The organism is Rahnella sp. JUb53, assembly GCF_004346065.1.
GTDB lineage: Bacteria > Pseudomonadota > Gammaproteobacteria > Enterobacterales > Enterobacteriaceae > Rahnella > Rahnella variigena.
Genome location: NZ_SLYT01000013.1, coordinates 83,295 through 96,855, shown reverse-complemented (window position 1 = coordinate 96,855; position 13,561 = coordinate 83,295). Strand labels below are relative to the sequence as shown.

At 53.2% G+C, this 13,561-nt stretch carries 11 protein-coding genes, 4 tRNA genes and 1 other RNA gene; 12 read left to right on the top strand and 4 right to left on the bottom strand.

The annotated features are described in order from the left end of the window. Positions 1-98 precede the first annotated feature (98 nt). From EC840_RS22805 to EC840_RS22780, 6 genes are all read left to right on the top strand, one after another. Complete coding sequence (locus EC840_RS22805; protein ID WP_112290315.1) at positions 99-1,493, top strand: amino acid permease; 1,395 nt, start codon at positions 99-101, stop codon at positions 1,491-1,493. Positions 1,494-1,636: 143 nt separating this feature from the next. Beyond that, positions 1,637-1,713: transfer RNA gene (locus tag EC840_RS22800), tRNA-Arg, on the top strand. Between the two features lie 68 nt (positions 1,714-1,781). Next, a tRNA-His gene (locus EC840_RS22795) sits at positions 1,782-1,857 on the top strand. Positions 1,858-1,886: 29 nt separating this feature from the next. Beyond that, a tRNA-Leu gene (locus EC840_RS22790) sits at positions 1,887-1,972 on the top strand. A gap of 59 nt (positions 1,973-2,031) precedes the next feature. Continuing rightward, positions 2,032-2,108 (top strand) — tRNA-Pro (locus tag EC840_RS22785). Positions 2,109-2,145: 37 nt separating this feature from the next. Continuing rightward, a non-coding RNA gene (locus tag EC840_RS22780) (RtT sRNA) lies at positions 2,146-2,274 on the top strand. Between the two features lie 712 nt (positions 2,275-2,986). On the opposite strand, the gene hemY is transcribed toward EC840_RS22780, so the two are convergent. From hemY to hemC, 4 genes are read right to left on the bottom strand one after another with little or no spacing between them, the layout of a single operon-like run. Next, positions 2,987-4,183, bottom strand: coding sequence for a protoheme IX biogenesis protein HemY (hemY, locus tag EC840_RS22775; protein ID WP_113878096.1), 1,197 nt, complete (start codon positions 4,181-4,183; stop codon positions 2,987-2,989). Positions 4,184-4,186: 3 nt separating this feature from the next. Beyond that, positions 4,187-5,338 carry a uroporphyrinogen-III C-methyltransferase gene (gene hemX / locus EC840_RS22770; RefSeq protein WP_132967165.1) on the bottom strand — a complete coding sequence of 384 codons (1,152 nt, stop codon included), beginning with the start codon at positions 5,336-5,338 and terminating at the stop codon, positions 4,187-4,189. Between the two features lie 13 nt (positions 5,339-5,351). Continuing rightward, the gene (gene hemD / locus EC840_RS22765; protein WP_132967162.1) at positions 5,352-6,101 is read right to left on the bottom strand and encodes a uroporphyrinogen-III synthase; all 750 of its coding nucleotides are present in this window, start codon (positions 6,099-6,101) and stop codon (positions 5,352-5,354) included. Then, on the bottom strand, positions 6,098-7,039 hold the full coding sequence (gene hemC / locus EC840_RS22760; protein ID WP_112290271.1) for a hydroxymethylbilane synthase: 942 nt from the start codon (positions 7,037-7,039) through the stop codon (positions 6,098-6,100). Before hemC ends, hemD begins: the two co-directional genes overlap by 4 nt. 330 nt (positions 7,040-7,369) lie before the next feature. On the opposite strand from hemC, the gene EC840_RS22755 reads away from it, so the two are divergent. The 6 genes from EC840_RS22755 (at position 7,370) to yigB (ending at position 13,535) form a co-directional block, all read left to right on the top strand. Then, positions 7,370-9,928, top strand: coding sequence for a class I adenylate cyclase (locus EC840_RS22755; RefSeq protein ID WP_132967160.1), 2,559 nt, complete (start codon positions 7,370-7,372; stop codon positions 9,926-9,928). A 158-nt stretch (positions 9,929-10,086) separates the two neighbouring features. Then, positions 10,087-10,290, top strand: coding sequence for a lipoprotein (locus EC840_RS22750; protein ID WP_112290268.1), 204 nt, complete (start codon positions 10,087-10,089; stop codon positions 10,288-10,290). A gap of 95 nt (positions 10,291-10,385) precedes the next feature. After that, positions 10,386-11,210 carry a diaminopimelate epimerase gene (gene dapF, locus EC840_RS22745; RefSeq protein WP_113878094.1) on the top strand — a complete coding sequence of 275 codons (825 nt, stop codon included), beginning with the start codon at positions 10,386-10,388 and terminating at the stop codon, positions 11,208-11,210. Continuing rightward, positions 11,207-11,911 carry a DUF484 domain-containing protein gene (locus EC840_RS22740; protein ID WP_113878093.1) on the top strand — a complete coding sequence of 235 codons (705 nt, stop codon included), beginning with the start codon at positions 11,207-11,209 and terminating at the stop codon, positions 11,909-11,911. Before dapF ends, EC840_RS22740 begins: the two co-directional genes overlap by 4 nt. Further along, a complete protein-coding gene (gene xerC / locus EC840_RS22735; RefSeq protein ID WP_113878092.1) occupies positions 11,908-12,819 on the top strand; it encodes a tyrosine recombinase XerC in 912 nt (303 codons plus the stop codon). The genes EC840_RS22740 and xerC overlap by 4 nt, the downstream gene beginning before the upstream one ends. Further along, the gene (gene yigB, locus EC840_RS22730) at positions 12,819-13,535 is read left to right on the top strand and encodes a 5-amino-6-(5-phospho-D-ribitylamino)uracil phosphatase YigB (RefSeq protein WP_112290263.1); all 717 of its coding nucleotides are present in this window, start codon (positions 12,819-12,821) and stop codon (positions 13,533-13,535) included. Before xerC ends, yigB begins: the two co-directional genes overlap by 1 nt. Positions 13,536-13,561 lie beyond the last annotated feature (26 nt).

Below are 13,561 nucleotides of genomic sequence, written 5' to 3'. Positions count from 1 at the left end.
TAACGCCGTTTTTCCGCCCTATACGGGCATCATCACAATAAAAATAACATTCCGCTCCTTCCGGAAGGCAAACACAACGAGAGAGAAATTGAGGATCTATGGAGAATAAAGAAGAAAAGGGTGGGCTGCACCGGGGGCTGGAAGCGAGACATATTGAGCTGATCGCTCTGGGCGGTACCATCGGTGTTGGATTATTCATGGGCGCGGCGAGCACCCTGAAATGGGCCGGGCCGTCAGTGTTACTGGCGTACATTCTGGCCGGTGTGTTCGTCTTCTTTATCATGCGCTCGATGGGCGAAATGCTGCATCTGGAGCCGGTGGCCGGTTCGTTTGCGGTGTATGCGCATAAATATCTCGGGCCGTATTACGGTTATCTCACCGCGTGGAGTTACTGGTTCATGTGGATAGCGGTGGGGATTTCCGAAATCACCGCGATTGGCGTTTACGCGCAATACTGGTTCCCGGATTTACCGCAGTGGATCCCGGCGCTGGCGGCTGTGGCGATTGTTGCTGCGGCAAACCTCGCGGCTGTGAAACTCTATGGCGAAATGGAGTTCTGGTTTGCGCTGATCAAAATCACCACCATCATTGTGATGATCGTAGTCGGGCTGGCGGTGATTTTCTTCGGATTTGGTAATCACGGCGAACCGGTGGGGTTTGCGAACCTGACCGCGCACGGCGGCTTCTTTGCCGGCGGCTGGAAAGGCTTCCTGTTTGCGCTGTGTATTGTCGTGGCATCCTATCAGGGCGTGGAACTGGTGGGTATCACCGCCGGTGAAGCCAAAAACCCGCAGGTTACCCTCAAACGCGCCATCAATAACATCCTGTGGCGTATCCTGATTTTCTACGTTGGCGCGATTTTCGTTATTATCACCATCTTCCCGTGGAACGAAATGGGCTCGCACGGCAGTCCGTTCGTGCTGACCTTCGCGAAGATTGGTATCGCTTCAGCGGCGGGTATTATCAACTTTGTGGTGCTGACAGCGGCACTGTCGGGTTGTAACAGCGGCATGTATAGCTGCGGACGTATGCTGTATGCGTTGTCTCAGAATCGTCAGCTGCCTGCGTTCCTGAGCAATGTATCTAAAAGCGGTGTGCCGGTTTACGGCATTGCGATCACGATTTTGTGTCTGCTGGTCGGTTCTTGCCTGAACTACATCATTCCGAATCCTGAGAAAGTGTTTGTGTACGTTTACAGCGCCAGCGTATTGCCGGGCATGGTGCCGTGGTTTGTGGTGCTGATCAGCCAGCTGCGTTTTCGTGATGCGCATAAAGAGAAACTGAAAAACCATCCGTTTAAATCGATTCTCTTTCCTTATACCAACTATCTGACGCTGCTTTTCCTGGCGTGTGTGCTGGTCGGTATGGCGATTAATCCGGATACCCGCGTTTCATTGCTGGTGGGTGGGATTTTCATCGCGGCGGTGTCGCTGATATACTTCGGCCTCGGCATGCACAAACGTGCCGCGCTGACGTCGGAAAAACTAAAATAACGCCGTAAGTCATGGGTGGGGAAGGGAAGGCGCTTACTTTTAATGCGTATTGGATAAAGCGTAATCAAACGCAATATTTCTGAAAAAAAGCACTAGACAGCCAAGCGTTAAAACCGTAGTATCCCCACCCGCAACGGCGCTAAGCGCCCGTAGCTCAGCTGGATAGAGCGCTGCCCTCCGGAGGCAGAGGTCTCAGGTTCGAATCCTGTCGGGCGCACCATTTAGTATGCGCTAGAGTTGCGGTGAAATGTTGAAGTCTGACAGTTCACGTTAGTAGTTAGAGATATGGTGGCTATAGCTCAGTTGGTAGAGCCCTGGATTGTGATTCCAGTTGTCGTGGGTTCGAGCCCCATTAGCCACCCCACTCTAAAAATGATTTTGTGATTGTGACATGCGATGGTGGCGGAATTGGTAGACGCGCTAGCTTCAGGTGTTAGTGTCCTTCGGATGTGAGGGTTCGAGTCCCTCCCTTCGCACCACACACAAATTTCATTTAAATGATGCAGTTAGCATCAGAAAGTAGTAAGATGCACGACATCGGCGAGTAGCGCAGCTTGGTAGCGCAACTGGTTTGGGACCAGTGGGTCGGAGGTTCGAATCCTCTCTCGCCGACCACATTCGAAGAAACCTGCTTTTTTAAAGCAGGTTTTTTTTCGTCTAAAGTTTATGAGGATGAGAACCTCCGAAGGAGGTTTGAGCCGAGCGAAGCGAGACAACGTTGCTTTAGCAACGACCCGCAGGGCAAGCATCGAAGATGCGCGTCATCCTCTCTCGCCGACCACATTCGAAGAAACCTGCTTTTTTAAAGCAGGTTTTTTTTCGTCTGGAGTTTCTCAACTCACCCTGTTGTTTATCCGCGACATTCCGCTGTATGCCTGTCTCTGTCAGGAGACACGTATCTTATTGATAAATAAAGCGTCACCTAAGCTGACATTCACATGTCGTTCACTGGCGACAGAATGACGGTTTGAAGGACGGTCTCCGGATTTGCAGAAAATAACTGCCGAGCTACAGGTATAATAAAGTTGTTAATTATCAGTATAATAAAAAATTATTAACAGACCCTTGCCATCCTGGCACGCGTCCTGCAATATTCCCGCCGTAGATGCTCATTCCACCTATTATGTTTGCTCCGGCTTCATAAACCTGGGAATGACGCAGAGCCAATTTACAGTGCCTATTGTCATCCTGACCGATAACGCGCAAGCGCTATCATCCAGAAGGCAAAACGTTGAGTGAGGCACTAAATCTGTTGTCCTGGACCTGATTGTTTTATACACCTGCCCATATGCAGGTGTTTTTTTTTGCCCATACCCCGGCATCCTTTGAGCTGCAGATGTGTTGGCTGCTCTTAGTCACCCGAATCACTGACTTCAGTCAGCTCATCGGGATTCCTGCGTTTGCCGCCTTTCTGCAACTCAAATGATTTGGGGTATTAGTATTGATGACGTAAAAAAGGCTCCGAAGGAGCCTTTTTGCTGACAGCAATTTTATTACGGTTGCTGTGAATTATTCAGGGTCAGCATCAATCCTTCACGGCGCATCTCAGCGGCTTCAGCCGGTTTGTGCAGCTTATCCAGCGCATCGGCCAGCCACGCATAATCATACGCGTCAGGGCGTTGTTTCAGCGCTTCACGGAACGCTTCGCTGGCCTGCTGCCATTCACCGTGTTTCATCAGCAACTGACCGAGCGTGCTGCTCAGCAGCGGCGTGGTGCCGTTTTGCTTAATGAGCTGACGCAAAGTCTTTTCAAGCTGCTCAGGATTACCTGAACGCAGTTTCGGCATCAGCGCAACCAGACGGTCGTCATACTGACGCTTCAGTCCGTCGAGGATCACTTCCTGCGCCAGATCCTGATCGTTGCATTCAATCAGATGCGTTGCCATCGCCACCTGCAATGCCACTTCATGGCGGGTTTTGCGGCTCTGATCTTTCCACCAGCGTTTCAGACCTTCGCTGCCTTCTTCTGCCATCAGCTGATTCATCATGCCGATATAAGCCTGTTCCTGAAGAACGCGGATTTCATCGTCATTACGGACGCCGGCTTTAGCCATCGACGGTAAAATTTCCAGCAGTGAACCATAGGCACCGGTACGCAGATAAGCCTGTTCCGCCAGACGTAGCACTTCCGGATGACGTGGCGACTGGCCGAGCAAACGGTCAACGCCATGGCGTGCGGCATGGATTTCACCCTGCGCCAGCTGAATACGCACACGGGTAATATCCACCGGCATCTGGTCGGTGTCGGCAATTTCCGCCGCGCGTTCCAGATACTGATTAGTGCGGATGTCATCGCCACGCTGCTGCGCCGCTTCTGCTGCCAGTAAATAGTTCACCACAGGTTGTTCGGCATGATCAGCATTGCGTGCCAGCAGTTTCTCCATCTGGCGATGATCGCCTTCTGCCAGTTTGAGCATCGCAGCCTTAGTTTGCTTACGCGCTTTAGAGCTTTTACGCCCGGCAAACCAGCCGCGGGTGCGCGCACCGGTCCGCAGAATGCGTCGCAGGATCCATTCAATAAAGAACAGCACCAGAATCAGCACAATCAGCATGATAACTAAACCGGTGACGCTGGTTTCAATGTTGTAGTTATCGGTCTGGATCAGCACATAACCCTGATGACCGGCCAGCATCGGGCCGACAATAATCCCGGCAAACACAATCAGGAATAACACGAAGACTCGTAACATGCGTTATTCCCCCTGCGCGGCGGCGGCGGGCTGCTGGAGCAGGTTACGCACGCGGGTCTGCATCAGTTTTTCCAGCATCGGCTGGCTTTTCAGCTCGTCCGGTACATCCATCGAAATGGATTGCTGACTGAGATTATCCAGTTCTTCCAGGAAAGCTTTGGTTGACGGGTCAGACGTATCAAAATAGGCGCGAACCCAGGTCGATACGCTTTCCAGTGACTGCTTGTAAACTTCATCCTGATGACGCGGAACGGCCTGTGCGGCAATCAGCAAACGTGAGCGGATATTTTCGCGCAGATACACATCCTGATTCGGCGCCAGCAGCGGTTCTGCGCTGGTATCACGACGGCGGATGGTAATGAAGTCATCCATAAAGTTGTGCCAGCTTTTGGTCAGGTTCTGACGCCATTCGGTCAGCGAACCGGAAAGGCTTGAGCTGTCGTTGTCCATCGGGGAATCATCGGTGTCATTGTCGGCCAGACGCAGGTTATCCACCTGATTTGACAGCTGATTCAGCTTGAGAATGATACCGTCGAAATCGACCTGTGCGACGGCAGAAAGACTGCCTACGTCTTCGTTCAGCGCACGACGCACGTCAATCAGGCTCGGGTCATTCATGTCCGCGAGGCTGGCATCGGCACTTTTCAGCAAAGCGGCGGCGGTGGTGACATCCTGATCGCTCCACAGTTTGCGACCTGCCAGTTTCACCAGATAATCGGCCTGAGCCAGTAACCAGGTTTTGGCATCGCTGCCGGAAATGCTGGCGACTTTATCTTGTAATTCATTCAGCTGACGACCAAACGACGCCTGCTGGCGATCAGCGGCCTGCTGAGTCTTATCCTGCTGAGCGAGCAGGGAAGCGATTTGCTGCTTATCCTGTTGCTGGCTTTTTTGCAGGGCATCAAGCTGTTCGGAAAGCGCCGAATTGGCGGCGGCCTGCGCCAGCGATTGCTGGTGGCCGTGATAGTAAAGACCTGCACCAAGCGCGATCACTAATACAATCGCAATAGCGCCTAATACCGGCGCGGTACGTTGCTTTTTACGCAGCGTTTTCAGCTCCTGGTCACGTTCTGAAGCGTCTGGCTGGGGGCTCTCAACCGCTGGGGAGATCACAACGTTCTCATCCGGCGCGGAAGGATTTTTTTGTTCCGTCATTTTGGCACATCCCTTAGTCAGGTAGTTGTAATGCGCGGATCAGCGCATCATTGTCTGCATTTTCTGCAACCCTAATTGCGCTCCAGCCAAGCTGGCGGGCGAGGGTTGCCAAACGTTCACTGACCACCACCAGGTTACAGCGCAGTAACCATGAATTTCGGTAGTATTCAGGAACTAACTGGTACAACTGTTGCAGCATTTCTCCGCTGGTCACGACCAGCGTATCAATTCCGGCGCGTTGCCAGAGTGCGCTCTGTTCGCTGGCATCGTAGTAAACCGGGCTGCGCTGATAACATTCGCAGTAGGTCACTTCAACGCCGCGTTCCGTGAGCGTTTCGGCCAGCAATTCCCTTCCGCCATTGCCCCGCAATATCAGCGCTTTTTTGCCCTGAATGCGCTGCAACGCCGGGAGATTCAATAATGTCTCGCTGGTTTCACCCTCCTGCGGATAGATAACCGGGAGACTGCTGGCACGATGAAACAGCAGGCCTGTGGTGCGGCCAATCGCATAATAGCTGACGTTATCCGGCCAGCGGGTGGCAGACTGACGTAATGCGTGATCGGCGTAGTTCACGGCATGTTGAGAGAGTACAAACACCAGATCCTGCTGATTTAATGAGGATAGCAGGTTCGGCAGCATTGCGAGCTGGTTCCCCGGTGCAAATTCAATCAGCGGGGAATGAAAGGCTACCCGGCCTAGTGTACGCAGCCGGTTGACCAGCATTTCTCCTGCCGGAGAGGGGCGGGTAACCAGAATGGTCATCGTGGGGCGTTCCCCTGATAGACCTCTTGCAGAATTTCCCGTGCGCCGTTGGCCAGCAGTTCTTCGGCCAGCTCCACGCCCATACTGTATGCATCTGCGGCCGGACCGCGACGTTCGCCGGAGACCATCTGGCTGCCATCGGGTGCGCCAACCAGTGCGCGGAGCCACAGGTCATCGCCATTGAGTTCCGCGTAGCTACCGATTGGCACCTGACAACCGCCTTCGAGGCGCATATTCATGGCGCGTTCAGCCTCAACGCGTACCGTAGTTTCGCGGTGAGCCAGTGGCGCGAGTAATTCGCGGGTGATGTGATCGTCAAGACGGCATTCGATACCGACGGCACCTTGTCCGACTGCGGGCAGGCACTCTTCCGGCGTCAGCGCCGTACGGATACGGTTCTCAAGACCCAGACGTTTCAGGCCTGCGACGGCCAGAATAATGGCATCGTATTCGCCATTATCGAGTTTGGATAAGCGCGTGCCTACGTTGCCGCGCAGATCGCGGATCATCAGATCCGGACGCTTCTGGCGCAACTGGCACTGACGGCGCAGGCTGGATGTCCCGACAATACTGCCGTGGGGCAGATCCGCCAGACTGGCGTATTGATTTGAGACGAAAGCGTCGCGCGGGTCTTCGCGCTCACAAATTGTGACCAGTCCCAGACCTTCCGGGAATTCAACCGGCACATCTTTCATGGAATGCACGGCAATATCCGCGCGGCCATCGAGCATTGCCAGTTCGAGTTCTTTGACGAACAAACCTTTGCCGCCCACTTTGGCCAGCGGGGTATCTAAAATGATATCGCCCTTGGTGACCATTGGGACCAGTTCCACCTGTAAACCGGGGTGACAGGCCATCAGCTGGCTTTGAACATATTGTGCCTGCCACAGAGCCAGCGGGCTCTGGCGGGTGGCAATTCGAATGATTTTGTCTAACATATTTGTTACCGTTTAACTGTCTCTGCGACCATCCTACCACTGACAATAGAAAGCTGTCAGCGTAAGAAGCCATTCGTAAAAGAAGGTTAACGGTCACTGCGGGGAATTGTTCCTTTGCGGAACAGACGGTAAAATCCAGAGAAGCGGAAGAGTAATTGTGGTGCGTTACTTTCTTTACGGTCAATCAGCAAGGTGTTAAATTGATCACGTTTCCAGCAATTATTCGTCAACTATTTGCGCAATTCCGATTGTTCAAAGCATAAGCATCACGATAAATGACGGATTTGGAACGGGGTTATTTCCAGACACTGTATAATCAGGCGAAACGTCTTGTACCTCTACATCGAGACATTGAAGCAAAGATTGGATGCGATCAACCAGTTACGAGTCGATCGTGCACTGGCAGCCATGGGTCCTGCGTTTCAACAGGTCTACACGCTGCTTCCTGTCTTTTTACATCAACATCACCCTCTGATGCCGGGATACCTTGAAGGTAAGGTTCCGCATGGTATCTGTATTTTCACGCCTGATGAATCCCAGCAAACCTATCTGAATGACCTCGAAGAGAAATGGGGCAGCCCGCTTGAGCCCATGGTGAAAGGCGAACTGCCTGTCACCGGCATCTATTCCATGGGCAGTACCTCCTCAATCGGTCAGAGCCAAAGTTCTGATCTGGATATCTGGGTCTGCCATCAGTCCTGGCTCGATAACGAAGAACGCAACCGCTTACAGCAAAAATGCAGCCTGTTAGAAAAATGGGCGGCCTCGCTGGGCGTGGAAGTCAGCTTCTTCCTGATCGACGAAAACCGTTTCCGCCATAACGAAAGTGGCAGCCTGGGCGGCGAAGACTGCGGTTCAACGCAGCACATCTTATTGCTCGACGAATTCTATCGCACCGCGGTGCGCATGGCCGGTAAGCGTATTCTGTGGAATATGGTGCCGGGCGAAGAAGAAGCGCATTACGACGAATACGTCCTTTCTCTTTATTCGCAGGGCGCCCTGACGCCAAATGAATGGCTGGATCTGGGCGGCCTGAGTACGCTTTCGGCGGAAGAGTATTTCGGCGCGAGCCTGTGGCAGCTGTATAAAAGTATCGATTCGCCTTATAAAGCGGTGCTCAAAACGCTGTTGCTGGAAGCCTATTCGTGGGAATACCCGCAAACCCAGTTGCTGGCGATGGACATTAAACAGCGTCTGCATCAGGGCGAAATCGTCTGCTTCGGGCTTGATTCCTATTGTATGATGCTCGACCGCGTGACCCGTTATCTCACCCAGATTGAAGACACCACCCGCCTTGATTTAGTCCGCCGCTGTTTCTATTTAAAAGTCTGCGAAAAATTATCCCGCGCACGGGCATCGGTCGGCTGGCGTCGTGAAATTCTCAGTCAGCTGGTGGCGGAATGGGGCTGGGACGCAGAACGGCTGGCTATTCTGGATAACCGGGCGAACTGGAAAATCGAACGTGTGCGCGAAGCGCATAACGAACTGCTTGATGCCATGATGCAAAGCTATCGCAACCTGATCCGCTTTGCCCGTCGCAACAATTTAAGCGTCAGCGCCAGCCCGCAGGATATCGGCGTGCTGACCCGTAAGTTGTACGCCGCTTTCGAAGCGCTGCCGGGCAAAGTCACGCTGGTGAACCCGCAGATTTCACCTGATCTGTCTGAGAACGATTTAACCTTTATTCATGTGCCAATTGGCCGTGCGAACCGCACCGGCTGGTATCTGTATAACCAGTCGCCGTCGATGGAATCTATCGTCAGCCATCAGCCGCTGGAATATAACCGTTATCTGAACAAACTGGTGGCGTGGGCCTATTTCAACGGCCTGCTGACGTCGACTACGCGTCTGCACATCAAAAGCGGCGGTCTGTGTGATATCGCTAAACTGCGCGAACTTGTGGCGGATGTGTCACATCACTTCCCGCTGCGACTGGCCGCACCGACGCCGAAAGCGTTGTACAGCCCGTGTGAGATCCGCCACTTAGCGATTATCGTCAATCTGGAACACGATCCTACTGCTGCCTTCCGTAATCAGGTCGTGCATTTTGATTTCCGTAAACTGGATGTTTTCAGTTTCGGGCAGAATCAGGAATGTATGGTCGGCAGTATTGACCTGCTTTACCGCAACTCGTGGAACGAAGTGCGTACGCTGCATTTCAGCGGTGAACAGGCGGTGCTGGAAGCGCTGAAAACTATTCTGGGCAAAATGCATCAGGACGCCGCACCGCCGGAATCGGTGGAAGTGTTCTGCTACAGCCAGCATTTGCGCGGTCTTATCCGCACGCGCGTTCAGCAACTGGTGTCGGAATGCATCGAACTTCGCCTTTCCAGCAAACGTCTCGAACCTGGCCGTTTTAAAGCCGTGCGCGTTGCCGGACAAACCTGGGGTCTGTTCTTCGAACGCCTGAGTGTTTCCGTGCAGAAGCTGGAAAATGCCATTGAGTTCTACGGTGCGATTTCCAACAACAAACTTCACGGATTGTCGGTGAAATTGCAGACTGACCAGGCACATCTTCCGGCGGTCATTGACGGCTACGCCAGCGAAGGGATCATTCAGTTCTTCTTCGAAGACAGTTCCGACGACATCGGTTTCAACATTTACATTCTGGATGAGTCGAACCGCGTCGAGGTTTATCACCATTGTGAAGGCAGTAAAGAAGATCTGGTGCGTGACGTCAGCCGTTTCTACTCCTCCTCGCATGACCGGTTTACCTACGGCTCAAGCTTCATCAACTTTAACCTGCCGCAGTTCTACCAGATTGTGTCCCTTGATGAGCGCATTCAGGTGATCCCGTTTCGCAGCAATGCGTTATCTGTGGCCTGCGCGCCGTTGCCTGAAACTGAAGTCGAACCTTCCCGGTTGAAACAGCAATTTCAGTTGCATTAGAAAAGTTGTCCCAATCCCGGACACGCGGCAGAATATCTGGCTTTCCTTCTCTTTAAACCCTGAAAATGTGCCCGTGTGTTTTATCGATTCCTGTTGCTTTTCATGATCCACCTGCGATTATAGAGAGCTTGGTCGCATGAATTACGGGCATTCATAAAATGAAAAACGCTTTACGCTGGTCTCTGGCCGCGACGATATTATTTTCTCTCTCCGGTTGCGGACTGAAAGGGCCGTTGTATTTCCCACCACCGGAAAAATCAACCACTCAGAAAACCAGTAATGTTCCAGGTACTGCTAACGACGGTTCATCGCAGCAGAAAGGTGTATCACCAGAAGATCTCACGACTAATTCCAGAGATTAACCGGCCTGTGCCGGGGGTTTCGTGCAACGCTGCCGGAGCCCTTTCCTTCAGGGATCATCGCGACTGGATTTGACCAGCGGTAAACGGAGTCAGTTATGCAGTTCTCCAAAATGCACGGCCTGGGTAACGATTTTATGGTCGTTGATGCCGTCACTCAAAATGTCTACTTCTCGCCTGAGTTGATCCGCCGTTTGTCCGACCGTCACCGTGGCGTGGGTTTTGACCAGCTGCTGGTGGTAGAGCCACCTTATGACCCCGAATTAGATTTCCACTACCGCATTTTCAATGCCGACGGCAGCGAAGTGGCGCAGTGTGGCAACGGCGCGCGTTGCTTTGCCCGCTTTGTCCGCATTAAAGGTCTGACCAACAAACGCGACATTCGTGTCAGTACGCAGACTGGTCGTATGGTGCTGACGGTAACGGAAGATGAGGAAGTTCAGGTCAACATGGGCGAGCCGGTGTTCGAGCCGCAACAGGTTCCTTTCCGTGCAGTGAAACCGGAAAAGACCTATATTCTGCGTGCAGAAGAGCGCACAGTATTTTGCGGCGTCGTGTCGATGGGAAACCCGCACTGCGTATTGCAGGTCGAGGATGTATTAACGGCTGAAGTCGACATTCTCGGGCCGATGCTGGAAAGCCATGAACGTTTCCCCGAGCGTGTGAACGTCGGGTTTATGCAGATCCTCAGTCCGGAAAGCGTGAAATTACGCGTGTACGAACGGGGCGCCGGTGAAACACAGGCGTGCGGAAGTGGTGCCTGTGCCGCTGTTGCGGTAGGTATCCAGCAAGGGTTACTTGCTGAAGAAGTTCAGGTGGAACTGCCGGGAGGCAGCCTCGAAATTCGCTGGAAAGGGCCGGGTCATCCGCTGTATATGACCGGACCTGCCACTCATGTTTACGACGGATTTATTCATCTATGAACAATCTTGATGACCAGATTGAACCGGTGATAGCACTCGACGACGACAGCGTGATGCAATATCTGCTGCAAAACCCGGATTTCTTTATTCGCAATGCCCGAAGTGTCGAGCAGATGCACGTACCGCATCCGGTGAAAGGCAGTATTTCGCTGGTTGAATGGCAGCTCGGACGTCAGCGTCATCAGATTGCGCAGCTTGAAGAAGAAATTACTTTGCTGATGGAGCAGGCCTCGATCAACGAGTCGCTGTTCGGACGGATGATCGAACTGCAGGCCACGCTTGCGGCGGCCAGTAGCTTGCAGGATATGCTTAACCGCCTGCAACGCTGGGCGCGCAGTCTCGGACTGGCGGGCGCCAACGTGCGTCTGTTCAGTGAGGGCTGGCGGATCGGCGCGCCTTCCGATTTCACCCATCTGGCAGTAAGTCGCAGCGCATTTGAATCGATGCGTATTCAGCGTCTGGGCGAAACTCCGCATTACTTAGGTGGTCTGAACGGCCCGGAACTGTTGCTGTTATTACCTCAGGCCAAAGCCGTTGGTTCTGTCGCGCTTTCCCTGATGGGCGAGCAGGGGGAACTGGGCGTACTGATTTTCAGCAGCCGTGACCCGCAACACTATCAGCCGGGAATGGGCACCGTCTTACTCGATCAGCTGGCTAAAATGTTACCCGGCCTGCTGGAACGTTGGATCGAGCGGGTATGAGCCACACCGAATCGCCTCTGTATCCCGCGGTCGAGGCGTTTCTGCGTTATCTGCACGTCGAACGTCAACTCAGCCCGCTCACCACGACTAATTACAGCCGCCAGTTAGAAGCCCTGATCGCCATCTCCGGCGAGATCGGTATTTCCAACTGGCAGCAACTCGATGCACCAAAAGTCCGTATGTTACTGGCGCGCAGTAAACGCGCCGGTTTAGGGCCTTCCAGTCTGGCGCTGCGCATGTCTTCACTGCGCAGTTTTCTCGACTGGCTGGTGCGTCAGGGCGTATTGAGCGCCAATCCTGCCAAAGGGATTTCTACCCCGCGTTCTCCAAAGCATCTGCCAAAAAATCTTGATGTTGATGAAGTGAATAAACTTCTTGAAATCGACCTCAACGATCCGCTTTCCGTTCGCGACCGCGCGATGCTGGAAGTGATGTACGGCGGGGGACTGCGTCTTTCTGAACTGGTGGGTATCGACTGCAAGCATATCGATATGGCTTCCGGCGAAGTGCGCGTGTTGGGTAAAGGCAGCAAAGAACGCAAAGTGCCGATCGGGCGCACAGCCGTCACCTGGCTGGAACACTGGCTGGAACGTCGTGGTCTGTTTAATCCGCAGGATGACGCGATGTTTTTGTCGAGCAAAGGCAGCCGTATTTCTGCGCGTAATGTTCAGAAGCGTTTTGCCGAATGGGGCGTGAAACAGGGTGTGAACAGCCATATTCATCCGCATAAACTGCGCCACTCGTTCGCCACGCACGTGCTGGAATCCAGCGGCGATTTACGCGCGGTACAGGAATTGCTGGGTCACGCGAACTTGTCCACCACGCAAATCTATACCCATCTGGACTTTCAACATCTGGCGACGGTTTACGACGCCGCGCATCCCCGCGCAAAACGAGGAAAATCATGATGAAGTTCTATCGTCCGCTGAAACGCATTGAAGCGATCACCTTCGATTTAGACGACACGCTGTATGACAATTACGATGTTATCCGTCGTACCGATTCTGAAACGCTGAAATCGATTCAGGGTTTCCATCCGGCGCTGGCCGATATGGCACCGGACACCATCCGCCTGATGCGCGCAGAATTGCTGGCAGAGGACGCGGAAATTTATCACGACGTCACCGAATGGCGTCGTCAGGCGGTATTGCTGGCGATGAAACGCGCAGGTCTGAGCGAAAGTGATGCCACGCAGGGCACGAAAGCTGCGATGGAAACCTTCGCCCTGTGGCGCAGCCGGATTTATGTTCCGGGTGAAAATCACGACGCGCTGGCCGCCCTGGCGGAACGCTGGCCTTTAGTGGCGATCACCAACGGCAATGCCGATCCGCACGCCTGTGGTCTGGCGCAATATTTCCAGTTCACCTTGCGCGCTGGCGATCACGGCCGTGCAAAACCTTACGCTGACATGTATAAAAAGGCGTCAATGAAGCTGGATATCCCGCTGGAAAACATCCTCCATGTGGGTGATGACCTGACGACGGACGTCGCGGGTTCCGTGCGTTGCGGGATGCAATCGTGCTGGATTAATTTGCGCGAAGGCGACCTGATGCACATTAAGGATGCCCGTCTGTTACCGCATATTGAGATTTCGCAGTTGGCATCGCTGACAGCATTGCTATAATCCCTTCTTAAATTACTCTGTATAAA